General features: G+C 62.2%; 22 protein-coding genes. 3 read left to right on the top strand and 19 right to left on the bottom strand.

Annotated elements, in window-relative coordinates; genetic code table 11:
- Positions 1 to 53 precede the first annotated feature (53 nt).
- From R2676_RS21230 to R2676_RS21175, 12 genes are all read right to left on the bottom strand, one after another.
- Positions 54 to 1,214, bottom strand: a complete 1,161-nt coding sequence (locus tag R2676_RS21230) for an aromatic ring-hydroxylating oxygenase subunit alpha (protein ID WP_206273682.1) — start codon at positions 1,212 to 1,214, stop codon at positions 54 to 56.
- A 97-nt stretch (positions 1,215 to 1,311) separates the two neighbouring features.
- Positions 1,312 to 2,124, bottom strand: a complete 813-nt coding sequence (locus R2676_RS21225; protein ID WP_206273683.1) for a siderophore ferric iron reductase — start codon at positions 2,122 to 2,124, stop codon at positions 1,312 to 1,314.
- Positions 2,121 to 4,007 carry an IucA/IucC family protein gene (locus R2676_RS21220; protein WP_206273684.1) on the bottom strand — a complete coding sequence of 629 codons (1,887 nt, stop codon included), beginning with the start codon at positions 4,005 to 4,007 and terminating at the stop codon, positions 2,121 to 2,123. Before R2676_RS21220 ends, R2676_RS21225 begins: the two co-directional genes overlap by 4 nt.
- Positions 4,008 to 4,025: 18 nt before the next feature.
- On the bottom strand, positions 4,026 to 4,640 hold the full coding sequence (locus R2676_RS21215) for a GNAT family N-acetyltransferase (protein ID WP_206273685.1): 615 nt from the start codon (positions 4,638 to 4,640) through the stop codon (positions 4,026 to 4,028).
- On the bottom strand, positions 4,630 to 5,868 hold the full coding sequence (locus R2676_RS21210; RefSeq protein WP_206273686.1) for an MFS transporter: 1,239 nt from the start codon (positions 5,866 to 5,868) through the stop codon (positions 4,630 to 4,632). Before R2676_RS21210 ends, R2676_RS21215 begins: the two co-directional genes overlap by 11 nt.
- On the bottom strand, positions 5,865 to 7,337 hold the full coding sequence (locus tag R2676_RS21205; RefSeq protein WP_316857676.1) for a lysine N(6)-hydroxylase/L-ornithine N(5)-oxygenase family protein: 1,473 nt from the start codon (positions 7,335 to 7,337) through the stop codon (positions 5,865 to 5,867). The genes R2676_RS21210 and R2676_RS21205 overlap by 4 nt, the downstream gene beginning before the upstream one ends.
- Before the next feature lie 233 nt (positions 7,338 to 7,570).
- On the bottom strand, positions 7,571 to 9,769 hold the full coding sequence (locus tag R2676_RS21200) for a TonB-dependent siderophore receptor (RefSeq protein WP_316857675.1): 2,199 nt from the start codon (positions 9,767 to 9,769) through the stop codon (positions 7,571 to 7,573).
- A gap of 91 nt (positions 9,770 to 9,860) precedes the next feature.
- Positions 9,861 to 10,391: a sigma-70 family RNA polymerase sigma factor gene (locus tag R2676_RS21195; RefSeq protein WP_206273689.1), complete on the bottom strand. Its 531-nt coding sequence runs from the start codon at positions 10,389 to 10,391 to the stop codon at positions 9,861 to 9,863.
- Between the two features lie 161 nt (positions 10,392 to 10,552).
- Positions 10,553 to 10,747 (bottom strand): hypothetical protein, encoded by a 195-nt coding sequence (locus tag R2676_RS21190; protein ID WP_102067287.1) that lies wholly within the window; start codon positions 10,745 to 10,747, stop codon positions 10,553 to 10,555.
- A gap of 101 nt (positions 10,748 to 10,848) precedes the next feature.
- Positions 10,849 to 12,255 (bottom strand): MFS transporter, encoded by a 1,407-nt coding sequence (locus R2676_RS21185; protein WP_206273690.1) that lies wholly within the window; start codon positions 12,253 to 12,255, stop codon positions 10,849 to 10,851.
- Between the two features lie 80 nt (positions 12,256 to 12,335).
- Complete coding sequence (locus R2676_RS21180; RefSeq protein ID WP_206273691.1) at positions 12,336 to 13,523, bottom strand: CaiB/BaiF CoA transferase family protein; 1,188 nt, start codon at positions 13,521 to 13,523, stop codon at positions 12,336 to 12,338.
- A complete protein-coding gene (locus tag R2676_RS21175) occupies positions 13,520 to 15,283 on the bottom strand; it encodes an acyl-CoA dehydrogenase family protein (RefSeq protein ID WP_206273692.1) in 1,764 nt (587 codons plus the stop codon). Before R2676_RS21175 ends, R2676_RS21180 begins: the two co-directional genes overlap by 4 nt.
- 117 nt (positions 15,284 to 15,400) lie before the next feature.
- Here R2676_RS21175 and R2676_RS21170 point away from each other — a divergent pair, with 117 nt between their 5' ends.
- Complete coding sequence (locus R2676_RS21170; RefSeq protein WP_206273693.1) at positions 15,401 to 16,297, top strand: LysR family transcriptional regulator; 897 nt, start codon at positions 15,401 to 15,403, stop codon at positions 16,295 to 16,297.
- 9 nt (positions 16,298 to 16,306) lie between these two features.
- Here the strand turns inward: R2676_RS21170 and R2676_RS21165 are convergent, their stop codons facing one another.
- From R2676_RS21165 to cyoA, 5 genes are all read right to left on the bottom strand, one after another.
- Complete coding sequence (locus R2676_RS21165; protein WP_206273694.1) at positions 16,307 to 16,732, bottom strand: GNAT family N-acetyltransferase; 426 nt, start codon at positions 16,730 to 16,732, stop codon at positions 16,307 to 16,309.
- A 16-nt stretch (positions 16,733 to 16,748) separates the two neighbouring features.
- Entirely contained in the window at positions 16,749 to 17,174 is a 426-nt protein-coding gene (gene cyoD / locus R2676_RS21160) for a cytochrome o ubiquinol oxidase subunit IV (RefSeq protein ID WP_102067292.1), read from the bottom strand.
- Positions 17,171 to 17,836 carry a cytochrome o ubiquinol oxidase subunit III gene (cyoC, locus tag R2676_RS21155; RefSeq protein ID WP_316887445.1) on the bottom strand — a complete coding sequence of 222 codons (666 nt, stop codon included), beginning with the start codon at positions 17,834 to 17,836 and terminating at the stop codon, positions 17,171 to 17,173. The genes cyoD and cyoC overlap by 4 nt, the downstream gene beginning before the upstream one ends.
- On the bottom strand, positions 17,829 to 19,832 hold the full coding sequence (gene cyoB / locus R2676_RS21150; RefSeq protein WP_206273695.1) for a cytochrome o ubiquinol oxidase subunit I: 2,004 nt from the start codon (positions 19,830 to 19,832) through the stop codon (positions 17,829 to 17,831). The genes cyoC and cyoB overlap by 8 nt, the downstream gene beginning before the upstream one ends.
- A gap of 103 nt (positions 19,833 to 19,935) precedes the next feature.
- A complete protein-coding gene (cyoA, locus tag R2676_RS21145) occupies positions 19,936 to 20,988 on the bottom strand; it encodes a ubiquinol oxidase subunit II (RefSeq protein ID WP_027681367.1) in 1,053 nt (350 codons plus the stop codon).
- Between the two features lie 158 nt (positions 20,989 to 21,146).
- Here cyoA and R2676_RS21140 point away from each other — a divergent pair, with 158 nt between their 5' ends.
- Together R2676_RS21140 and R2676_RS21135 are read left to right on the top strand one after the other, a co-directional pair.
- On the top strand, positions 21,147 to 22,466 hold the full coding sequence (locus R2676_RS21140) for an MFS transporter (RefSeq protein ID WP_206273696.1): 1,320 nt from the start codon (positions 21,147 to 21,149) through the stop codon (positions 22,464 to 22,466).
- 137 nt (positions 22,467 to 22,603) lie between these two features.
- A complete protein-coding gene (locus R2676_RS21135) occupies positions 22,604 to 22,792 on the top strand; it encodes a CsbD family protein (RefSeq protein WP_027681365.1) in 189 nt (62 codons plus the stop codon).
- A gap of 563 nt (positions 22,793 to 23,355) precedes the next feature.
- Here R2676_RS21135 and R2676_RS26220 read toward each other — a convergent pair.
- A complete protein-coding gene (locus tag R2676_RS26220) occupies positions 23,356 to 24,222 on the bottom strand; it encodes a BRCT domain-containing protein (protein ID WP_410482509.1) in 867 nt (288 codons plus the stop codon).
- A gap of 381 nt (positions 24,223 to 24,603) precedes the next feature.
- Complete coding sequence (locus R2676_RS21130; RefSeq protein WP_206273698.1) at positions 24,604 to 24,969, bottom strand: hypothetical protein; 366 nt, start codon at positions 24,967 to 24,969, stop codon at positions 24,604 to 24,606.
- Positions 24,970 to 25,053 lie beyond the last annotated feature (84 nt).

Here is a 25,053-nt window from a genome sequence, read left to right as displayed (position 1 = left end):
GAATTGTAACGCCGCCCCTTCCCTGCGCCTTGATCTAGAGCAGCGGCTCTGCGTTACACGTCGGCGACGGGCAGCGTGCCCATCACGCGCCGGTACCACGCGTGGAAGTGCTGCATGCCGTCTTCGAGCGGCGACTGGTACGGCCCGGTTTCCGACACACCGCGCTCCATCAGCGCACGGCGACCGGCATCCATGCGTTCGCCAATCTCGTCGTCCTCGATGCAGGTTTCCATATACGCAGCGCGCTGTGCTTCGACGAATTCACGCTCGAACGCGGCGATCTCTTCCGGGTAGTAGAACTCGACGACGTTGACGGTGTCTTGCGGCCCTTTCGGATACAGCGTGGAAAGCACCAGCACGTGCGGATACAGCTCGATCATGTGGGACGGGAAATACGTCACCCAGATCGCGCCAAAGTCGGGCGGTGCGCCGCGGCGGTAGTCCAGCAGTCGATCGTGCCACGCGCCGTAGACATCGGAGCCCGGCTGGCTGAGCGCCTCGTTGATGCCCACGCGCTGCATGCTGTACCAGTCGGCGAACTCCCATTCAAGGTTGTCGCAAGTGACAAAGTGGCCGAGGCCGGGGTGGAACGGCGCGACGTGGTAATCCTCCAGATAGACCTCGATGAACGTCTTCCAGTTGTAGTTGCACTGGTGAACTTCTACGTGATCGAGCACGTAGTCACCGAAGTCGAATTCCGGACGCGCGAACAGCGGCGCCATATCGCGTGCCGGATCGCGCGGGCCTTCGAACAGCAACCCATGGCAGTTGCGCAGCGTGAAGCGCTGCAGGTTCTTGCATGGCGTGCTGGGAAACTGCGGCGCGCCGATCAGTTCGCCGTGGTCTGTGTACGTCCAGCGGTGCAAGGGGCAGACGATATTACCGCCGGCGGTGCGCAAGTTGCCGGTGGCATTGGCGGGGCCGCGCACATTGCCCGTTTCACCGCCAAGAATCAGCGCCTGCCGATGCCGGCAGACGTTCGACATCAACTCCACGCCGCCGGCGTTGCGAACGAGCACGCGGCCGCCGCCTTCCTGTGGGAGGCGGCGCCAATCGCCGGATTCGGGTACGGCTTTTTCGCTGCCCACGTAGCAGGCAGAATGCTTGAAGATCGTTTCGAGTTCGCACGCGAACAAGGCGTCATCAAAGTACGCGGCGACGGGCAATTGGGTATGCGCTGGCATCACGTGCGCCAGGCGTCCGACATCGGTCATCGGAGAATCTCCAACACGGCGTGGCGAGCGGTTTGACGCGGGACCAAACCACATCCGCCCCATCAGGTATCGGGGGAATGGGCTCGCGCGGGGACGTTCAGCCCGCTTCCGCCACCAGGCGGGCGATGCGGGCGTCCAGCGAGAGCTTCGGACACGTGCTGCACTTCTCTCCGTCGTAACGGCGGAAATGGTGACAGCAGACCTTGCGGTCGAGGGCGAGTGAGGGCGTGCCGTCTCGGGCGCGGTAGGCAAAGAAGCCGCATCCGCTGGAGATGCCAAGATGCGCGAGCCAGTCTTCCCCGGCTGCTACCAGGGCCGCATCGGACAACGGCACATGCGGACGCGCGGCCATGAGGGCGCCAAGCACGCACTCGGCTTGCAGGCGATCGGCAGCGCGATCGTGTAACGAGACCATCGGTTTCAGCGCACGACGCATCGCCGCGCAGAACGTGCGCAGCTCAGTGGCGGCGACTTCCCTTCGCGCAGCGAACGTCCCCTCGACCGGCACCTGTGCAGGCAAGTGCAGGCCGCTCGGAAAACCGTTCTTCACCGGCTGCGCAAGACCTGACAGCCTAGGCACAGGCGCATCCAGATGGACTGCAATCACGCAGAGATAGATTGGCTGCCAGATCGCCAGGCCCCAGCACCGCAGGGCGAGGTAATGGGCGCCGGCTTCCGGATAGGCGCGCGCCCAGTGATCGCACAGGGCGCGCAATGCATCGTCGTCTCCGAGACGCAGCGCGCCCGCCGGTGCCGCACCGCCGTGCTCGCCGCGCAGGCTCGGCAGGACGCGCTGCGCCGCCGCCCATACGCGTGCGAGATCCGGCGCAGGCGATGGCCGCCAGGCTACCGCCGTGGCGAAGCCCGGCCCGCTGGCGTCTTCAACGAAGGCGCGCATGCCGTCCGTCATGCAGCCGCTTCCGCTGCTTCGGCCGCCGCGACCGAACGGCCTTGCGCTGCACGGCGGAACTTGGCGATCGGGTTGACCAAGTTGCCGGCCATCTTCAGGCTCGATGCCGGGTCGGCCAGGTTCACCATCTGCACGTTGTTGCCCAGCTGCAGGCGGTTCAGACACGAATGCAGGAACTCGGGGACGAACATGTCGTAGTGGGCATACTTGGCGGCGCGTTCGGGATGCGCGTCCTGGTAGTCGTACACGCAATCCGCGACCGCACCCCAGAACTCGTCTTCTGTGCAGCAGCCGTTTTCCACCAGCACGTGATTGATGTGGCGCAACACACCATCGAACACGTCGATGAAGATGCCGAGCAGTTTGAAGTTATCCGGCACCTCCACGGCCAGGCGTTGCACACGCTCAGGCAGCCATTCACGTGCCTTGATTTCCAGGATGGCAGATTCCTCGGCAATGTCTTTCATGATGGCGCGCACGGGCACGTGCTCGTCCATCACGAGGATGAGGTTTTCGCCATGCGGCATGAAGCTCAAGTCGTGTGCGTAGAAGCAATGCAGCAGCGGCGTGAGATACGCCTGCAGGTATCGGCGCACCCAGGCCAGCGCCGGCAGGCCGGAGCGCCGGATCAGTTCCGGCATCAGCGCAACGCCGTCCTTGTCGACATGCAGCAATGCGGCCATCGTCATCAGGCGCTCACCCGGTTGCAGCAGTTGCAGCGGGTTCTCGCGCCACAGCGCCGAGAACATCTTCTTGTACGGCGTATCCACCGGAATCGCCGCCTCGTAATAGAAGTTACGGAAGCCGATGGCCGCCACTTCCTGCAGGATCGTGAAGCCGTTCTCGCGCAGGAAGGCATCGCCCGACACCAGCTCCTTGATGAACTCGTTGATGGCGGGCGTGCCCGACATGTAGTAAGGCGACAGCCCGCGCATGAACCCCATGTTCAGGATCGACAGCGAGGTCTTCACATAGCGCTTGGTGCGATCGCTCGTGTTGAAGAACGTGCGGATGGATTGCTGCGCGATGTAGTGATCCGCGCTGTAGTCGAGGCAGATGATCTTGCGTTGCGCCACGTAGCCCGCGAACGCGATGGACAGCTTGTTGAACCACTGCCACGGGTGCGCCGGCATGAAGTGATAGTCAGCCGGGTCGACGCCTTTGGCGGCCACCTGGCGGGTGAACTCGTCCACCGTGCCCTGCCCCAGCTCTTCGGCCAGCAGCTGCGCGTAGTCGAGCGTGGACAGCGTCGACGGCGTGGCGTGGTCCTTGTGCACGGCTAGCCAGACCACGCGGATGTCGGAGCCGGCCTCCGGCGCATAGGCCTGGTAGTCGACGGCGTTGAAGCCGAGGCGTCCGTTGTTGGCGACAAAGCCCGGGTGCCCTTCCATCATTGCGACCTCGATGGTCTGGAAGTCGGCGGCATCGGCCAGTTGTGCGCTGCTTGGCGCGTCGGCCTTCATGCGCTTGTAGGCGCTGCCGAAGAGCGTGCTGCTGATTTCGTCAAGGTAGATGGGCAGAAGCTCGTCGCGGATGCCAAGGCGCTGGCGGCATTCGATGATGAACTGCAGCGCATCCAACGGTTGCTCAGCGCCATCGACCAGGCGGCGAATCGGCTCCGGCCGGATAAACCAATGGCGCAGCGCCAACCGCCGCGCTTCGAACTGGTAGCAAACCTTGCCGTCGTCGGAATACACCTGATACAGCGCGAAGCCGTTGGCCGCATCTTTCACGTGTTCGGGTTCCAGGATGATCTCGTGCGCATATTCGGCAATGGCCTTGCGCAGCAGCAGCCGATTGGCCTGTGCCCACACTTCGGGCGTGAGGTGGGCGGCGGCCTGTGCCGGGTGTTGGGAGAGCTGATTCTGAAGCATCACGTTCATGGCGAATCCTGTCGTTGATTAAGCGGTGGCGGTGGTAGCGGCGGTGGCGGCGATAGCCCGCTCAAAATCCCGCCGAGTGCAAAAGGCGAGGCTGGCGATCTTTTCGGTAAAGGCGACGTTGCGGTCGTAGACGAAACCTGCGGCGCGGTTGATGGCGTGAATGCGTTCGTTGTTGGCGTCGGGCTCGACCACGATGCGGGCCGCCCCGAGGTGTTCGAACATGAACCGCATCAACGCGAAGAACACCTCGCGCGTGTAGCCGGGCACGCGCACATCCGATGGCCCGATGAAGATGTGCATGCCCAAGTCGCCGGGCTGCACGTCGTAGAACGCGCGGATGCGGTCGTGCGCGGGGTCGTAGCACTCGGCCAGGAAAACCGGGCGCCCTGCTTTCCAGACGAGATAGGCAGTGGCATGCCCGGAGTCCATCAGCTCTTGATAGATCTGGCCGATCTCGGCTTCGGTCTTGTCGCGCATCAACCAGAACGATGCACGCTCCGGCTGGAACCAGCGGTGCAGCGTCGGGATGTCTTCCGGAATGCGCAGCAGACGGAAGGTGTAGCCGTCGGCATCCGTGTGCGGTGCACGGCTGGCGTCGGCGCGCCGATGAATGGCATGCAGGTCAATTGGCATGAGCGGGCGCCTCCACGTTGATGGGTTCGCCTGCCCTGCCCGCTTCGCCTGCGTGCGTGGCGCTCGGCACGTTCAGGATCAGCCGGTCGAGCAGCGCCGTCAGCGCAAAGCCGCACGCAGCCAGCAGGAACGGCACGTGCAATCCGTAGCGATTGACGATCGCCCCGGCCGCAAACGAAGACAGCAGCACACCCAGGTTCTGGAAGAAATTGGTGATGCTGTAGTCGTGTGCATACCGCTGCGGTGTGGAGAGCCGGAACAGGTTGACATCGAGCTTCACGATGATCTGGAACAACGCCCAGCCATAGAGCACGCGCCCGATGACGATCAGCACAGGGTTGGGTGCAGCCTGCAGCAGCAGCCCGGCCGCGCCCAGCAGGAGATTGCCCAGCGTGTGGTCCGGCAACTTGCCACCGCGCGCGCGGATACGGGCATGCAAGCGCAGCGCAAGGATTGCCATGGCACCCGGTATCGCGAAGACCATGCCTGAAACGAACTCGCTGTCGCGGCCCGACACCTGCTGCCAGTACACGGCAAAAAACGAGCGAATCAGGTATGCGCTGAAATCGAACACCAGCATCACCAGTGCGAGTCGCAGGATCGGCAGACGATCACGCCAGCGCGTGCGCGGCGCCTCCGCGGCCGCGGCTTCTGCGTGCTCGCCCGAATTGACGCGCACGATCTTGCCGCTGCGGATCAGATACAGGCACACAACCATCTGGAAGAAATCGCCCGCTGCCATGGCGACGATGCTCGCACGCGGCCCCCACGTCTGCAGCACGAAGCCGCCCACCACGGCACCGAAGATGGCGCCAAAGTGCACCACCACAGACAGAATGCCCACCGTGGCGGCGTGCTGCTCTTTAGGCGTGAGCCGCATCATGTACGGATACATCAGCAGGTAGCTGCTCTTGCACATGAACATCAGCATCGACAGCACCCAGTACGTCACCACGTCGGGCGCCCAGTCGCTCAGCAGGCTGAATGTCCCCGCCGCACACTGCGTGTAGACCAGCAAGTGCAGCGGTTCCACGCGTTTGGCTACGCGCGCCCAGACCGGCAGCGTGCACATCACCGCGATGGAGATCGCCGCGACGTATGCGCCCACGTGGACGGGGCTGTCGAGCCCATAACGCGCAGCAAAGAACTGCGGATAGAACGGAATCAGGATGGCATCGCTGATGACGGCAAAGGTCGTCATCAGGATGATGTACACACGCAACGTCATGCGGCCACCCCGGCGGTCTCTTCCGCCATTTCCGGCACGCGGTCCCTGGTTGCTTCCTTGGCTGACTCCCTGGTCGCCAGCGGAATGAAATCGGGCGTGGACGGAATCGCAAAATCCTGGATCGCAATGCGCCGCTCGATCTTGTAGTGCTCCACTCCGGTCAGCTCGCGGATGATGCAGGAGTTGCGGTAGCAGCTCATCCCGAGGTCAGGATTGGTCAGGCCGTGCGTGTGCAGGCCGGCGTTCTGCACGTAGACCTCGTTGCCATTGAAATCGGCCGCGTAGTTGCGCGAAAGCTGATAGCGGCCCTTGGCGTCCCAGCGCAGGCGGTGGCGGATGCCATCGATAAACGCAGGGATGTTCTGCTCATAGCCCGTGGCAAGCACGAGCCCATCTGTGCGATGCGCATAGCGCGCGCCGCTGTCGAGCTGCTGAAATTCGATCTCGTAGGTGCCGGTAGCGGCATCGTGCCGGCAGGCCTGCAGCTCGCAGTTGGTGATGAGGTGCGTGCGCAGGGCGCCCGTCTTGCGCTTGTCGTCGAGCAGATCGTAGATCTGATTGATCAGGCTCGCGTTGACGCCTTTGTAGAGGCTGTCCTGCTTGCGGAGGATGCTTTCCTTGCGGCCATCCGGCAGGCTGAAGAAGTAATCGATGTAGTCCGGAGAAATCATCTCCAGCGTCAGCTTGGTGTTCTCCATCTGGAAGAAGCGCGGCGAACGCGTGATCCAGACGAGGCTGTAATCGTGCTTGTCGCTCTCCTTGAGCAGGTCGTAATAGACCTCCGCCGCGCTTTGCCCGCTGCCGACAATGGTGATGGAGCGTTTTTCGCGCAGCGCGTCCCGCACGTCGATGTAGTCGGCAGTGTGCAGGTAGCGATGCCCATCGCGTGGCACGCATGCGGGAAACGACGGTGATGACCCAACGCCCAGCACCAGCTTGCGTGCACGCAGCACGAACGGTTCCCGCTCCGCGCCACGAAAGCCCGTGACGACATAGCAGCCGCGTTGGGCGTCATAGGCCAGCGCGTCCACGTCATGGTGGAAATGCACGCTGCTCAGTTGCGCGATGACCCATTTGCAGTAGCGGTTGTATTCCGCGCGGCTCAAATAGAAGTTCTCGCGGATGTAATACGAATAGATCTTGCCTTCCTGCTTGCAGTAATTCAGGAAGCTGAAGCGGCTTTGCGGGTCGGCCAGGCTCACCAGATCGGCAAGGAATGGATTCTGCAATGTGGTGTTATCAATCAGCATACCGGGGTGCCAATTGAATTCTTCGGCGCGCTCCAGAAATAGGCCGTTCAGACTTTCAATCGGTTCTGCCAGACAGGCCAGACTTAAATTGAATGGCCCTAAACCAATTGCAATAAAATCATAAACATCGGACCTCATCACGCTTGAACCTCCTGATTTGCAAAGACTGCATTTACCAAACGACAGCACCAGGAACGCGACCGGGCAAGCGCAGCGCATGCGCGCGCTCTCCGTCGGCCGGCGGCTTGGGGCCGCGCCTAGGCTGGGTGAATTCAGGTGGGGTTTTGATCACAGCCGATGCGTGCCGGCTGCTGAATGATCATGAATATCGCAAGCGCGATATCGGGAACAGATTCGAAATGCCCGGCGATGCCATGCAAGCCAATCGCCGAGCAACAATCTAAGTCACAATACTACACAGAAAATGGAATGCTTGTGTGAAGAAAATGTAATTACCATTGATAAGAAATGGTAGCCATCACATTGCGCGCATCACCCCAATAACAATAGGCGTTGCTCAAGCAGGATGCCACGTAATTCTTATTAAAGAGATTCTTGGCTGACAATTGCAGCTTGGCACCCTTGAGCGACGGATCCCAACGTGCAAGGTCAATGCGCAACATCAGATCCACCAGCGTATACGGCGGCACCTTGAAGCTGTTGGCGTTGTCGCCCCAGCTTGTGCCGACGTAGCGCAAGCCCATGCCGGCGGTGTAGCCGGGCATGAAGGTCCAGTCCACCCAGGCCGACGCCATATGGCGCGGCACCTGATACGGCGTGTTGCCGACGAGGCCTTCTGCCGACTCGATGAACTTCATGTTGGTGAAGGTGTAGTTGGCAAGCACCGACACGGTGTCCGTCACCTGCGTGCGCGCTTCCAGCTCTGCGCCGCGCGTGCGGATCTTGCCGCTCGGCACGTAGTAGATCTGCCCCACCGGCTTGGTCGCCACGTTTTCCTGATCGAGGTTGAACACCGCCGCCGACAGCATCGTGCTGGAGCCCTTCGGCTGATAACGCACACCCGCCTCGAACTGCTTGGCTGTGGCCGGTTGCAGGAGATTGCCCCGCTGGTCTGCGCGCAGGCTCGGGTTGAAGCCATCCGAGTAGCTGAAATACGGCGCGATACCGTTGTCGAACAGATAGACCACGCCCGCACGTTTGGTGAACTTCGAGCCGCTCCACTCCGACGGCGTGCCGGTACCGTACAGATTGGACGCCTTCGCATGGTCTTCGCGCACGCCCAGCGTCAAGCGCCACCGGTCGATAGCAATCTGATCCTGCAGATACAGGCCGGTCTGCTCGAGCCACCGATCGATCGGTGACGCCGTGACGCCCGTGAGCCCCGGGCTGCCATATACAGGATTGAACGCGTTGATCGGGTCAGCGCTGCCGGATTCCCAGAAGCCATCGACGTGGCGCTTCTGATAATCGAGGCCAAACAGCATCGTATGTTTGACCGCGCCCGTGGTGAACTTGCCTTCCAGCTGGTTATCGACCGTGTAAGCGTGCGTGGCCTCCTTGGCGCCGGAGTAGTACCGCGTCAGTTCATCGGCGCTGGCCCAGCCGAAGCCGTAAATCTGGCGCAAACGCGTATCGCCGAACACGTAGCGGAAGTTCTGGCGTACGGTCAGCCGATCGTTGAACGCATGCTCGAACTGATAGCCCACCATGCGCTCGGTGCGGCGGTATTTTTCAACCGTGGGGTCGCCATCGAAAAAGTAGCGGGAAATGTAGCGGCCATTGCGCGGGAAGATGCTGCCTTCCGCCGGCACGCCGCTGTGATAGCCGCCTTCCGGATCGTGCTGCAAATAGGCCTGCAACAGCAGATGCGTATCGGGCGTGAAGTTGATGGCCAGCGACGGCGCAATCGCAAACCGCTGCTCGCGCACGTGCTCGAATTGCGTGTCCATGCCGCGCGCCAGACCGGTCACCCGGAAGGCCATCACACCGTTCTGGTCGATCGGCCCGGAGATATCGAACGCGCCCTCAAGGCGGTTGCGATTACCCACTGTGACTTCCACCTCGTGGTACGGCTGGAAGAGCGGCTTCTTGCTCGTCAGCGCCACCACACCACCCGGCGACGCACGGCCGTACAGGATCGAACCCGGCCCTTTGAGCACATCGATGCGCTGCAGGAAATACGGATCGACCTGGAACGAGCTGTAGCTGCCCTGGTCGCTCATCAGGCGCAGCCCGTCAAGCAACGTGTTGTCGACGCTGCTGTCATTGAAGCCACGTAGCGCAACGTAGTCGTAGCGGTTGGACGCGCCCACCAGTGCGGTAAATGCGCCCGACGTGTAGTTGAGCGCCTCCGAAATGCCGCGCGGCTTCTGGTCGTCCAGCTGCTGCTGCGTCACCACCGAGATCGACTGCGGCGTTTCGATAATGGGCGTATCGGTCTTGGTACCGGCCGCGCTCTGCTTGGCAACGAAGCCTTTGCCCGGGCTTTGCGCCGTCTCGCCTCGGCCGACCGCCGTGGTTGCGGGCAGCGTGGCGCTGACCTCGCCGGTGGTACTTTGCGCCATCGCTTGCGTTGGCAGCGCGGCCCCCAGCAGCACTGCGCAGGTCAGCCGCGCGGCAAGCGCCATCGGGCGCAGCGTTGTACGGCAGAACGTATCGGATGAAAAAACCGTTGCTGTGTTCGTTTGCATTGGCATGGTGTGTTGGAAGATGCGTGTGGTTTCCGCACCCATCGACGAACCACACCGCGAAAGCGGAACTGCTGCGGAATCTTTTTTTCGATCAGCGCATCGCGCATGTCGCGCAACGCTCAATCGCCTGCACGAGATACTTGCGCACCATGCGCGTCGACTTGCCAAGCTGCTCGGCAATGCACGCGTGGGATTGCCCTTCGATGTAGCGCAGCCGCACCGCTTCGCGCGCGCTGGGCGAGAGGGTTTCGAGCATCGCGCTCGTGTGCTGCAACGACTGCGCCTGCGCCAGGCGCTGCTCGGGCGATGGCGCATGCCCATACTGCGCGGACCGCAACGTCAGTTCATCCAGGCATGCGCATTCAACACGTCGACGGCGCGCCCGATCGATCATCAAATGCTTGGCGGTCGTGGTCAGATAGGCGCGCGGCTCGCGCAAGTCCCCCAGCCTGTCCGGCGCGGCCATCACGCGCATGAACGTGTCGTGCAACACGTCCGCCGCTTCCTCCGCACATGCCAGCTTTTTGCCCAGCCAGGCGAGCAGCCAGTCGCTGTACTGCGCATAAAGCGCGGCAATCGCTGCGTCGATCTCGTGCCGCGGCTCGGACTCAACGGCTGGCATGCAGTGCTCCGGGGAAACAAGCGGGCGCCCGCGCAAAGAAACGCACACATCGCGCCCATACAAATGAGAATCATTCTCATTTTAGGCAACAAAAAACCACGTTTGCAAACGTGGATTCAAAAGGAAGCGCTAAGGATTGCGCCGGGACCAGCACGAAGGCATCAAGCCTCATCGTCTGGAGAGCGGCGCCGCCAAGCCATCAGTGCAACCGCCAGCGCGGCCACTGACAAGCCGATCGCCAGGCCGGTCAACCGCCCTGCGCGACGCGCCTCGTCGGCTTGCTCGCGCGCCTCAATGGCCTGGCGCACGGTTTCCCAGAAGGCCTCGCGGTGTTCGTTCTCGTCAAAGATGGACATGGCGCGCCTCCCCGTTGTGCGTGACTTGCCTTGTCATCGTAGGGAACGTGCGCCAGGTGTGCCACCACGCGTTTCGCGTAGGAGACGGTGGCCCCATCAATTCAGACGGCCGCCGCCGGCTTACCCATTGGACCGGTGTGCGTCGGGGAGGCATCGGCATCACCCTGCCCCAGGTCCATGGCATCGGCGCGTTCGGCGGTGGACAGCTCGTCGGCACGATAGCCCGTGCGATTGAGCAGTATCAGCGTGCACGCCAGCGACACCAGCGCATACAGCGCCGACGACACCGCCACGCCAACGATGTTGCCGGTACCGTTGAGCATCCACTGGGCGAACACCGGCGTGCCCCCGCCCACCACGAGCGAACACAGCTGATACGCCAGTGACAAGCCGGTATAGCGAATGCGTGTCGGGAACACGCGCGCCAGAATGCCGCCGATGGCGCCATAGAACATCGAGTGCGGAACGGTTGCCAGGCACATGCCCAACAGTGCAATCCAATACACCTTGGTCTCGATGGCAAAGAACATCACCGGCATGAGCAGGAACTCGGGCAGCACCATCAGGCAGATGGCGCGGCGCATGTCCATGCGCGAGACCAGCCAGGCGCCGAGTGGCTGTGTGATGAACTGCACTACCAGCGCGATCGCGATGATGCCCAGGAAGGTGTCCTGCGCGTAGCCGAGTTCCTTCGTGGCCCAGGCGAGCGCGAAGTTGCTCTTCAGGTACGTCACGTGAATGAGCGGCAGCGTACCGGCACCCAGCAGCACGAGGCCCCAGTGGTCACGCACCACGTCTTTGAGCGGCAGTTTGACCGTCTTTTTCTGCGCCAGCACGCGTTTCATATCGTCCGACTCTTCCAGCTTCAGGCGGATGATCATGCCGACCACGACCAGCAGCGCCGACAGCAGGAACGGCACGCGCCAGCCCCACAGCATGAACTGCGGTGTCGGCAACGCGCTCAGCGCAAAGAACACCAGCGTCGCCAGCAGGTTGCCCGTCGGCGAACCCTGCTGCGCAAACGCCGAGTACAGGATGCTCTTGCGCTTGGGGGCGCTCTCGCTGGCAATCAGCACCGCGCCGCCCCACTCGCCGCCCACGGCCACACCCTGGACCACGCGCAGCACGACCAATCCCACTGGCGCCCACATGCCGATCTGCGCATAGCCCGGCAGCAGACCAATGCCCATGGTCGCTACGCCCATCAGGATGAGCGTGATGATGAGCGTGGTTTTACGACCGATCTTGTCGCCCAAATGTCCGAAGATGATCCCGCCGATCGGACGCGCCGCAAAGCCGGCCCACAGCGTGACGAACGAGAGCAGCGTGGCGACGCCCGGGTCCAGCGTCTTGGAGAAGAACACCTTGCCGAAGACAAGCGCGGCAGCAAGACCGTAGATGTAGAAGTCGTACCACTCGATGGTGGTGCCGATGAACGCGGCAACCGCAGCGCGCCGCGGCTGCAGGTTGGAAGCTGCGATGGCGCGGGGCGCAGGCTGATGAGGCATGTTGGTCTCCTTGGTGGTACTGCCGGTTTGGCGCAGCCTCTGCTGGGCTGTCTGCCTTGTGGTGGTGAACCTGGCTTACGTCATTTCAGGACGCCGGCTTCAAACAAGCGTTGCCGGGTGTCTGCGTCAATGCCGAGCGACGCGAGCACGGCATCGGTATCGGCGCCGAGCGCAGGCGGTGCGTTGCGATACGTGGCCGGCGTGCGCGATAGCTTGATGGGTGATCCGGTCCCACGGTACGCCCCCAGCTCGACCACCATCTGCCGGTGCAACGTATGCGGATGGCGCGCCACCACATCGACGGTCAACACCGGCCCGCACGGTACGCCGCCGTGGATCAGGTCTTGGGCAAGCGTCTCGCAATCGAAGCGTGCCAGTTGCGCTTCCAGCGCGTGCTTCAACTCCGCGCGATGTGCGCAGCGGCTGCGGTTGTCGGCAAAGCGCGTGTCTTGGGTCAATTCTGCTGCGCCGATATGCGTGCAAAGCTTGGCGAACTGGCGGTCGTTCCCCACCGCCAGAAAGATCGGTGCGGTGCCAGTCTGGTAGCTGTCGTATGGGGCGATGTTCGGATGCGCATTGCCACTGCGCTGCGGCACCTTGCCGGAGCCGAAGTAATTGGGCAGATGCGGATGCAGCAGCGATACGCCGCAGTCATACAACGCAATGTCGATGGACTGGCCATGCCCGCTCTTTTCGCGCTCCGCCAACGCGAGCAGGATGCCGGCCAGCGCGTTGAGCCCGGTCACCATGTCGACGATCGGCAGACCGACGCGCATTGGGCCGCCGTCGCGCTCGCCGTTGACGCTCATCAGGCCGGCCATCGCCTGGATGGCGGCATCGTAGCCGGGCAGCCCGCCGAGCGGGCCATCCGGGCCGAAACCCGAGACGGCGCAGTGGATCAAGCGCGGGAAGCGCGGTTGCAGGTGGCGCTCGAAATCCATGCCCCAGCGGGCGAGCGTGCCGGGCTTGAAATTCTCGACCAGCACATCGGCGTCTTCCAGCAATTGCCAGAGTACGGCGCGGCCCTCATCACAGGTCAAATCGACGGAGATACCCAGCTTGTTGCGATTGACGCCGTTGAAGTACCAGGCGGTATCGCTTTCGTCGAAGGGCGGGCCCCAGGTGCGCGTCTCGTCGCCGACAGGCGGTTCGAGCTTGATGACCTGCGCACCGTGATCGGCAAGCGCCTGCGTGCAATACGGGCCGCCGAGCACCCGGCTCAGGTCGATGACCTTCAGGCCGTGCAATGCCCCGTTGGGTCCACTCATTGCGCGGCTCCAGTTGGCAAGGCTTGCATGGCCAGCGCAAGCGGCACCTCACGCTGTTTGACGAGCGCATCAAACAGCGATGCGTCATCGTTTGTGGGCAAGGCCAGCGGATCCACCGGCAGTAGCTTGTGACGCAGCACCAGATGCGCGAATGCCAAACGCCGATGATCCGGCGCCAAGCGCATGCCCTCCACTGCCATGAAGATGGCCGTGGTGATGTGATACAGCGCTGAGCCGGCCTGACGCACCAGTTCATCGCTGCCGTCTTCCGCCACTTTGGCGATTGCCCGGCATACGCGCTCGAGCGTGCTGCGCAACAACACATCGCTTTGAGGTGGCAGGCTGACGCCGTCGAGCAGGCCGATGAGATATGCGCGCAGCGGCTCCAACGCGGCTTCGCGCTTCACGGCGCGCGCGATGTCGAGCGCGACGATGTTGCTCGTGCCCTCCCAGATGGAGCCCAGATGGGCGTCGCGCACAAGGCGCGCATCGCTCCACTCTTCGATGTAGCCGGTGCCGCCCCGCACCTCCATCGCGTCTCCCGTCACGCGGCGCGCATCGCGGCAAGCGCGGAACTTGATGAGCGGCGTCAGGATGCGCACGCATTTGCCGGCTTGCGCGTCGCCCGCATCCGCCAGCGGCAGCAGTTGCGCGATCTGCATGAACATCGACCGCGCCTGCTCCGCCGGCAGCAGCATCTTCAGAAGCTGGCGCTGCATCAACGGCATGTCGATCAGCTTGCGGCCAAAGGCTTCCCGGTTGCGCGCGATGTGCAACGCTTCGGTGACGGCGCGACGCATCAGGCCTGCAGCGCGCACGCCGTTCGACAGCCGCGACATGTTGATCATGTCGGCCATCTGATGGAAGCCGCGGCCGATCTCGCCAATCAGGTAGGCGGCGGCGCCCTCAAGCACGATCTCGCCGCTGGCCATCGAACGGCTGCCCAGCTTGTCTTTCAGGCGGACGATACGGTAGTGATTGCGCGACCCATCGCGCAGCGTCTTGGGCAACAGGAACAGCGCGAGGCCGTTGATGCCCGATGGCGCGCCGTCCGGGCGGGCGAGCACCATGGCGAGATCGGCATCGGCGTTCGAGCAGAACCACTTGTCGCCGTACAAGCGCCATGTCTGCGTACCGTCGGGCGCGGTTTCCAGCGCGGCGCGCGTGGCAATCCGGGCGACGTCCGAACCGGCAGCCTGCTCGGTCATGAACATCGCACCCTGGTACAGCACATCAAAGTCTCGCGACGCCAGCATCGGCAGATAGCGCGCCACGAGTGCCGGGTCACCGAACTTGCGAAGCGTGCGCGTGAGCGAATCCGTCATGCTGACCGGGCAGCACAAACCGAACTCGGCCTGCACGAACAGATACGTGAGCGCGTATTTGACGAGCGGAGGCGGTGCGTTGCCCACATGGCTCATCGACGCGAGGCCCAGCTCAGCGTAGGCCACGCGCTCCAGCGCAACGTAATCGGGGTGCTTGTCGATGGTCTGCAGGGCTTCGCCACGGCGAGTGCGGTGGCGTAGCTGCGGCGGGTTGTGGTCCGCGCTGATGGCCCAGGCGTCAAGTTCGTCCGAGGCGCGTTGCCCGAGCGACTTGAGCTGAGGCTCCAGCTCGCGGTATCGAGCCTCGCCAAGGTGCAGCCGCAACAGGCGCCCGAGGTCAGGATCGACATGGAAGAAATTGATGCCCCGGCTGTCGGGGATGTTCTGATGGCCGCCAGGCTGGGTCGTAAGCGGCTCGCGGGCGATGTCGTTCATGCGGGTGGCCTCGCTGTCTCCTGTTTTGTCCGGCCAGCATAGAAACGGGATCGATAATCGTCCAATACACGTTTTGTCCTGTACGATAATTTGTCTTTATCGTTTGCCGAGATTGCCATGGACCTGAAACAGCTGCGCTATTTCGTTGCCGTGGCGGAAGAGCTGCACTTCGGGCGTGCGGCGCAACGGCTGTTCATCTCGCAGCCGGCGCTCAGTTTTGATATCCGCAAGTTCGAGGATCAACTCGGCGTGCAACTGCTCGCGCGCACCAACAAAAGCGTGGCGCTCACCAACGCCGGCCAGGTGTTATTGGACGAGGCACGCAAGCTGTTGCAGCAAGCGGCGGAGGTCGAGCGCATTACGCAGCGCTCGGCCCACGGGTTGGCGGGCCGGCTGCGCGTCGGCTTCGTCAACTCGATGCTGTATCGCGGCCTGCCGCGCGCGGTGGAGCGCTTCGAGGCCGACCATCCGGCCGTGGAAATCATCCTGCGCGAAATGAACACCGGCGAGCAGGTCCAGGCCATCCAGCGCCAACAGATTGACTTGGGCTGCGCCTACTGGGGCACGTTCCCGCCGGAAGTCGTTTCCACGCCGATCTTCTCGGAGCCTTTTGTCGCCTGCCTGCCTACGGCGCACCCGCTGGCCCGTCGCAAGAGTCTGAAACTCGATGCGCTCGCACACGAGCCGTTCATCCTCTTCCCGCGCACGGTATCGCCGCACTATCACGACCTCATCATCGCGCTGTGCGTGGACGCCGGCTTCAGCCCAGTGATCCGTCACGAGGCGCGGCTGTGGCAAACGGTGGTGACGATGGTGGGGTTCGGCATGGGCGTGGCGCTCGTGCCCAAGACACTGCAACACGCCGGCGACGCACGCGTCAGCTTTGTGCCGCTGGCCGGCGACAAAAAAGAATCGCCCGTGCTGTCATTGCGACGCGCGGGCGATGCGGAGCCGGTCGCCAGCCGCTTTCTGGAATACCTCGAAGCCGCGGCGCAGGAAAACGTGAAACCTTGAAGGCTTCACTCACAAAGTCTTGCTGAGGAAGACCCGGCTCGTTCCGGGCGGGTCGCACGGCACCTCTCCGAACCGTACCCAGCCGTTGCGTTCGTAAAACTGCGGGGCCTGAAAGCTGATCGTATAGACCACGGCCGAGCGACAACCGCGTCGGCGCCCTTCGTCTTCAAACCTGCGCAACACCTCGGTGCCAATGCCCATCCCGCGCAACGTTTCGGGCAGATGGAAGAGATCAAGAAACAGCAGCCCGAGCGATGTACGGCCGCTCGCACCGCCAACGACGTCGCCACTGTCGGGGTCGCGGACGAGCACTGCTAGCGGTCGGCGGTCACCATAGCCGACGTGCGTATCGTTGAAGTGGTTCAGCCCGTTGCCGATGATCTGAATCGATTCGTTATCGGCGGCGTCGGTCACGATGATTTCTGGAGCCCGCATGCAGAGCGTCTTGCCTCTATTGCGTGCGGGCCGGCAGCACGGCAGGCGTCGTCTGCGCCGGCCGCATGTGCGGCATCATGTTGGTATTCAGGTGGTACATCACCCAAAGCGAACCGCTGAGCGTGATGACGACCAGCACCAAGGTGAACATCAGCGACAGCATGTTCCAGCCGCCTTCGGACTTGGCGTTCATGTGCAGGAAAAAAATCATGTGCACCACGATCTGTACCGCGCCGATGAGCAAGATCGTCACCGCGGTGGTCGATGATCTGTCGAAGACGTTCGCCATCACCAGCCAGAACGGAATCGCCGTCAGGAAAACGGACAGCACGAAGCCCGTCAGGTAACCGCCCAGCGTGGCATGCGGCCCGATCTCTTCTTCGTGATGGTGACCTTCGTGGCCATGACCGTGGCCGTTCATCGTTTGATCTTGCGCGCTCATGGCAGCGTTCCCATCAGGTAGACGAAGGTAAAGACGCCGATCCAGACAACGTCCAGAAAGTGCCAGAACATCGACAGGCACATCAGGCGACGCTTGTTGGCCGTAATCAGACCGTGCTTCGACACTTGCACCATCAGCACGATCAGCCACATCAGGCCAAACGTCACGTGCAGCCCGTGCGTGCCGACCAGTGAGAAGAACGAAGTCAGGAATGCACTGCGCGTCGGCCCGGCACCTTCGTGGATCAGGTGCGCGAATTCATAAAGTTCCACCGCAAGGAACGCGGCACCGAAAACCCACGTGATGGCCAGCCAGATCTGCATGGCCGAGACCTTGTTCTGCTGCAGCTGCAGCATCGCAAAGCCGTACGTAATGGACGACAGCAGCAGGAAGGACGTGTTCAATGCCACCAGCGGCAGCTCGAACAGTTCCGCCCCGGTAGGGCCGCCCGCGTATTCGCGGCCCAGCACGCCATAGGCGGCAAACAGGCACGCGAAGATCAGGCAGTCGCTCATCAGGTACAGCCAGAACCCGAGCAGCGTGCCGTTCGGCACGTGCGGCTCTTCGGTGACGTGGAACTGGTAGCCGCCCGGCGGTATGTCGTCCACCGTGGTGGTGCCGCTGGGGCCGGTCACATGCAGGGATGCGGTCGTTTCAGCCATGGCCTGCCATCAGTTGGGTGCGCAATGTTTCGGTCCGGATCACCTCTTCCGCCGGAATGTAGTAGTCGCGCTTGTAGTTGAAGGTGTGAATGATCGCCGCGATGATCGTGGCCGCAAACGACGCGATGGCCAGCCACCAGATGTGCCAGATCAGTGCAAAGCCGCACAGCGTCGAGAGCCCCGCCAGGACGATGCCGGCAGCGGTGCCCTTGGGCATGTGAATCGGCTTGAAACCTTCCTGCGGGCGCCGGTAGCCGTACTGCTTCATCTGCCACCAGGCGTCGGCGTCATGTACGAGCGGCGTCATGGCGAAGTTGTACTGCGGCGGCGGCGACGATGTCGACCATTCCAACGTGCGGCCATTCCACGGGTCGCCGGTCGTGTCGCGCAGTTCTTCTCGACGCAGGAAGCTGACCACCAGTTGGACCAGGAAGCAGGCAATGCCGATGGCGATCAGCAAGGCACCCAATGCGGCAATCTGGAACCAGATCTGCAAGGACGGATCGTCGAAATGGTTCATGCGGCGTGTGACACCCAGCATGCCCAGCCAGTACAACGGCATGAACGCGACGTAGAAGCCGACAAACCAGAACCAGAACGACGCCTTGCCCCACGACGAAACAAGGCGGTACCCAAAGGCCTTGGGAAACCAGTACGTAATGCCGGCCATGAGGCCAAACAGCACGCCGCCGATGATCACGTTGTGGAAGTGCGCGATCAGGAAGAGGCTGTTGTGCAGCGAGAAGTCCGCCGGTGGCACCGCAAGCAGCACGCCGGTCATGCCGCCAATGACGAACGTCACCATGAACCCGATCGTCCACAGCATGGGCGGCTCGAAGCGGATCTTGCCGTGGTACATCGTGAACAGCCAGTTGAAGATCTTGGCGCCTGTCGGGATCGAGATGATCATCGTCGTGATCCCGAAGAACGAGTTGACGCTGGCGCCGGAGCCCATGGTGAAGAAGTGATGGAGCCAGACGAGGTAAGACAGCACGGTGATCACGACCGTGGCGTACACCATCGACGCGTAGCCGAACAGGCGCTTGCGGGAGAACGTGGCCACCACTTCCGAGAAGATGCCGAACGCGGGCAGCACCAGGATGTAGACCTCGGGGTGCCCCCAGATCCAGATCAGGTTCACATACATCATCGCGCTGCCGCCCTGCTCGACCGTAAAGAAATGGGTGCCAAGGTAACGGTCCAGGGCGAGCAGCGTCACGGCGGCCGTCAACACCGGAAAGGCGGCAACGATCAGCGTGTTGGTGCACAGCGCCGTCCAGGTGAAGATCGGCATGCGCATCAACGTCATGCCGGGCGCGCGCATCTTGACGATGGTGACCAGCAGGTTGATGCCCGATAGCACAGTCCCGACGCCCGCGATCTGTAACGCCCATATGTAGTAATCGACGCCCACATCGGGGCTGGCCAAGATGCCCGACAGCGGCGGATAGGCCAGCCAGCCGGTGCGCGCGAATTCGCCCACAAACAGCGACATCATCACCAGGATGGCGCCGCCCGTGGTCATCCAGAAGCTGAAGTTGTTGAGGAAGGGGAACGCCACGTCGCGGGCGCCAATCTGCAGCGGCATCACAAAGTTCATGAGCCCCGTCACCAGCGGCATGGCGACGAAGAAGATCATGATCACGCCGTGCGCGGTGAAGATCTGGTCGTAGTGGTGCGGTGGCAGGTAACCCAGGTTGTCGCCAAAGGCCACCGCCTGCTGTATCCGCATCATCACGGCGTCGGCAAAACCGCGCAGCAGCATCACGATGCCCAGCACGACGTACATGATGCCGATCTTCTTGTGGTCGATGCTGGTGAACCATTCACGCCAGAGGTAACCCCAGACGCGGAAGTACGTCAGCGCGCCGACCAGCACCAGACCACCCAGCGCGACGACCGCGAACGTGGCGAGCAGGATCGGCTCGTGATACGGAATGGCCTCCCACGTCAGGCGGCCAAAAATGATGTTGGCGAGTTCAGAACGCTCGGGCATGGATGTCACCTGGGCCTGTATTGACCAATTCTGGCCGATCAATGTTGGCGAAAAACATCAACGGGGCGGAAAGCGCTAGAAAGTCGAACGGGCGAGTCCCGGCTTACCGCAACAACCTTCGACCATCGTTGATGGCCGCATCCGGCGCAAACATGGGCATGACATCGACCGTATTGCTGGCGGTACAGATTTCCGCCGACGGGTCGAAGCGCTTCACGTTGCGGTTGCTCGCCATGGTGTCGGCCAGGCAAGCCTGCCCATCCACACAGCGGTTCAGGATGCGGTCGTAAAGGTCTGGCGCCACGCTGGCGTAGCGCTGCACGGGTTCGCTCTCGCTCGGCTTGGCGAGCTTCAGGTAGGTGTCCTTCGACAGCGACGTGCCCGACGACTTGACCTGCTGGACCCACCGGTCGAACTCGTCGTTCGACAGTCCGTGGAATTTGAACCGCATGTGCGAGAAGCCCGCGCCGCTGTAGTTGGAAGAGAGCCCGTCATAGACGCCGGGCCGGTTGATCACCGCATGAAGCTTCGTTTCCATGCCCGGCATCGCATAGACCATGCCCGCCAGCGACGGCACGAAGAACGCGTTCATGACCGTGGTGGCCGTGATCCGGAACGCAATGGGGCGGTCGACCGGGGCGGCCAGCTCGTTGACGGTGGCAATGCCCTGCTCGGGATAGACGAACAGCCACTTCCAGTCCATTGCCACGACTTCGACGGTGAGCGGCTTGGTCTCGGCGGGCACCGGCCGGTCCTGATCCAGCCGCGTCAGCGGCCGGTACGGATCGAGCTGATGGGTGCTGACCCAGGTGATGGCACCCAGCGTGATGATGATCAGGAGCGGCGCGGCCCAGATGGCCAGCTCCAGCACGGTGGAATGATCCCAATCGGGGTTGTAGTGCGCGTTTTCAGCGCTTTCCCGATACCGCCACGCAAACAACAGCGTGAGCACGATCACCGGGACGATGATCAGCAACATCAGACATGTCGCGATGATGATCAAGTCCCGCTGTCGCACCGCCATGTCGCCAGCCGGCGACAACAGCACGGCGTGGCTACAACCTGTAAGGGTCACCAACAAGGCAATTGCTGCACCTCGCCAAAGCGACCTTCCCGTAATTCCAAGGGGTGTCACTACTGCATTGAAGCGTGGCATGGGTCTCGGAAGTGGCGTTTGGTTAACGTCGCGCTGGGATGGCCCAACGATCTTTCGACTTGTCGTTGCAGTTTAGGCGCTATTCTGGTCTTGTGATGACGGACTTTTTGATTGCCGTACGACATCCCCCTCCCCCGAATCCCGATGGAGACTCCACGATGGCAAGTCTGACCCACCAGCATCGCGCGTCGCCCACTGCACCGCCCGCCCCAGGACACCATGAAGTTGCCCCGGCTGAGATCGCCATAGGCGTGGTGATCGGGCGAGCGTCGGAGTATTTCGACTTTTTCGTCTACGGCATCGCCTCGGTGCTGGTTTTCCCTGCGGTCTACTTTCCGTTTGCCAGTGAACTGGCCGGGCTGCTGTTCAGTTTCACGGTCTTCTCCTTCGCGTTTATCGGCCGACCGTTCGGCACGGCGCTGTTCATGCGCATCCAGCGCCGATGGGGGCGCAGTACCAAACTGACGGCCTCCTTGTTCCTGCTTGGCACGGCCACGGTAGGCATTGCGTTCTTGCCGTCGTACGCATCGATCGGCCATTCGGCCATCTATTTGCTGGCGCTCTTCCGCTTCATGCAAGGCATCGCGTTTGGCGGCTCTTGGGATGGCCTGCCCTCCTTGCTGGCGCTGAACTCGCCGGAAAACAAGCGCGGCTGGTACGCCATGGTCGGGCAGTTGGGCGCCCCCACCGGTTTCATCATCGCCGGGGCGCTGTTCCTGTTCCTCTATACCAGCCTGACGTTTCAGGAATTCATCGAGTGGGGCTGGCGTTATCCGTTCTACGTCGCCTTCGCCATCAACGTGGTGGCGCTCTTTGCGCGGCTGCGGTTGGTGGTTACACATGAATACACGCAGTTGCTCGAGGAAGAACAGCTCGAGCCGATCAGCACCCTGCAGATGGTGAACGCGCAAGGGTTCAACATCTTCCTCGGCGCCTTTGCCGCGCTGGCCAGCTATGCGCTGTTCCACCTGGTCACCGTGTTTCCGCTGTCGTGGGTGTCGCTGCGCAAGACGCAAAGCGTGCCCGCCGTGCTGACCGTCCAGATCATCGGCGCAGCTATCGCGTTTGTGGGTACGCTCGTTTCCGGCGTGATTGCAGACCGTGTTGGTCGACGCACCACGTTGGCGGCAATGGCCGTGTTGATCGGCCTCTTCAGCCTGGCGGCGCCGTGGCTGCTTGATGGCGGGGTTGCTGGCCAGGACACCTTCATCCTGGTCGGCTTCGGGCTGCTGGGGTTGTCCTACGGTCAGGCGGCCGGCGTGGTGACCTCCAACTTCGAGAGCCGATTCCGCTATACGGGTGCAGCCCTGACAACCGATTTCGGCTGGTTGTTCGGTGCAGCATTTGCGCCGCTCGTGGCGCTAGGTTTGTCATCGTTGTTCGGGCTCGGCGCGGTGAGCCTGTATCTGCTGTCCGGTGTGGTCGGGACGCTGGTGGCGCTGCGGATCAATAAAGCGCTCGGAACGCCAGACGCGTAGCGCAACTGCTCAGCACCGCCGAATACGGCGGCCTCATGCTGCGTCGCCGCACTCGACGCGCATTGGCGACGCCGACGTAGGCACGCGGCCTGCTACCACTCGCAGTGCGCAAGAGCGCATTTTCAAAGGAGCAGACCATGAACAAGGATCAAGTGAAGGGTACTGTCGAGAAAATGAAGGGCAAGGTCAACGAGGCCGTAGGCAAAGCAACGAACAACCCTGCGCGTGAGCTGAAGGGCGACCTCCAGCAGGCCGGCGGCCAAGCTCGCAAGGATGCGGGAGACGTCAAGGAAGCAGCGAAGGACATTGCGAAGAAGTCCCGCTGACGGGCGTGCGCATGGGCGCGGCGCGCTAGAGCCCATCCCATGTCGACAGCCGACAAAAAAGGCGACCGAGTGGTCGCCTTTTTTTGTTTGCTCAAAAGCTGGCAGATCGGCTGCCGAGCGGGCCTCGGTTTCGGATGACCTCGGAGCCTCCAGCAAGGTGGGGCCCCGATGGGGGTGTGGGCGCCTGGAGAACGGTTGGCGCTCGCTAGGCCGCCGCCGTCCTCAACGACCAAACGCAGTCAGGCCGAGCAAAAAACCACATGCAAGAAAACGGCTGAATTTTCAATGATTTGAAAATTCAAGTCGTTGATCTCAGAAACAAAGTTGTAATACGCGTGCGCTTCTGGTGTCACAGCCGGGGGTCTCCTGCATGTGCCTCCGGCCTCGTGAAGTCATCACAGGAATTGGCTAGAAATTCTCGGCCCTCGCCGCAGCCCAGCAAAGCTTCCCGCCGAAAGCGCCTGGACCAAATACTGACCCAACAAGATGCTCGCCAGCGCCTGGATACCAGCGACGTACGAACGATGCTGAGATTGTCCATGGACTGTAAACGCGCAAGGGGCTCATTGCCCTTCGGTTCGCTGGCTCATGAGCGCGATAGCCGTGTCTTCGTCGATCATAGGGATGCGAAGTGCCTCTGCTCGTTCGCGCTGCTTGTACCCCATTAATGGCCCGGCCACCACGTGTCTTACGGAACGCGTGATTCTCTCGCGCACGTCCCAGCCGGCTTCCAACGCGCGCGCCTCCAAGGCATCGCTCCGCGCTGGGTGCAGGCCAGCGAAGACCACCGCTGTCTGCCAATCACATGTCGCCGATTTGCGCCGGCCCCTTCCCTTCCGCCTGGTCGAATCCGGCGACATTGCTACAGCAGAAAGCCAAGAGGCTGCGCTCATGACCTCCCCCGACTCTGAGCGGGTAACTTCGCCAACAATGCGACTGATCAGAAAAGAGCGCGTCGCCTTTCGATCATGGTCGTGCGCGTCCATGTACGCCCTGCCTCCTATGTCCACCACCTGAAACGCTGTCACGGTGCGCCTCCGCTGCGTTCCATCGGCCTTGCGATACCGGAATGAAATTGTGTCGGGGAGTTGGATCGGTTCAACAGCTGCTGACAGGTAGATCTCTGCCTTGCACTCTGACTTTGCTGCCGACGTAGCTGGTCTCGGCGGCTGAACCGAATGAGACTGAATGGTCGCGCCCCCACTCGCTTTCGAGCCGGCTGCACTTTCGCTCGTCGGAAGGCTGGACGGCGCCCGCTGGCGCACGTCGCCGGGCACGTAATTGAGTTCCCGCCACCACGCACGGAGCCGGTCGCGCAATGACCCTGAAACGGGCCGCAAAATTGGTTCAACCACCAGTGTTGGCGCCTTCGTCGCTCCCCGGCCATATCGGTGATATGCCCAGCAAGTTCCGAAGGTGCATAGCCACATCAACAACTTACCACCGTCGCCCAATTCATCAGCGCTTGACACTACTGCCGCGCAGACAAACATGAAGGCCGGAACATGTGCGCCAAAAACTGCGATCAAGTGTCCGCGCCACAGTGGCCCACCTCGGACAGTGTGACCACGAACCAATTCAATCCATCCCCAAGCGGTCAGCCAAACATAACCGACCAAAATGCCTAAGCCGGCAAACGCGTCCTGCACATGTACTCCACTGAATCATCCCGTGTCTAGGTTGATAAGAAGGCAGTATGCCGCGCCCCCGCGCCCCCGCGCCGCTACCGCCCTATTGGAATTGACACATTTGCCACCCGGCTCAAAACGTATGATGACCGCCGGCAGGTATCCGTCCGGGCTCTAGATGGCCTAGCCGCCGAAGTTGTGTACCTGCGTATCAGCGATGTCAGCAAAGAGCCGCCAAGGGCAATCACCGCGGAATTGACGCAAGCTGTCCTTCGCTTCGTCGGCCAGGCCGGCGTCAAACTGCTCGTAAGTTTTCAGCAGCAGTTCACCAAGCGCCCGCGACCATGCCGCTTCGTTTTTTCGGAGATCGAGCACGCATTGGGCAAACTCATCGGCAGAGGCAAAGACCTCGCCGTCTAGGCTTGTATCTGCTAAGCATGTGGCGACCACCTCCCGCAGCAGCGCTTGGCTCGCGTCGTTGAATTGGCCTGCAATCGCTTCCTTGGTTTGGCCTGCGAAGGCATGCCACCTTTCAATCAGCTCTTCCATGGCGTGTTCCAATTGATGTCTCCATCTGCGGGCCTCAACAACCCAGAGGCGATCGCCCTTGGTCATGCTCAATTCCCGGTCGCT

This window comes from Ralstonia flatus (assembly GCF_958439105.1).
In the GTDB taxonomy this organism is placed as follows: Bacteria; Pseudomonadota; Gammaproteobacteria; order Burkholderiales; family Burkholderiaceae; genus Ralstonia; species Ralstonia flatus.
The sequence above is the reverse complement of the archived record's forward strand: the minus strand, read 5'-3'. Positions and strand labels throughout refer to the sequence as shown.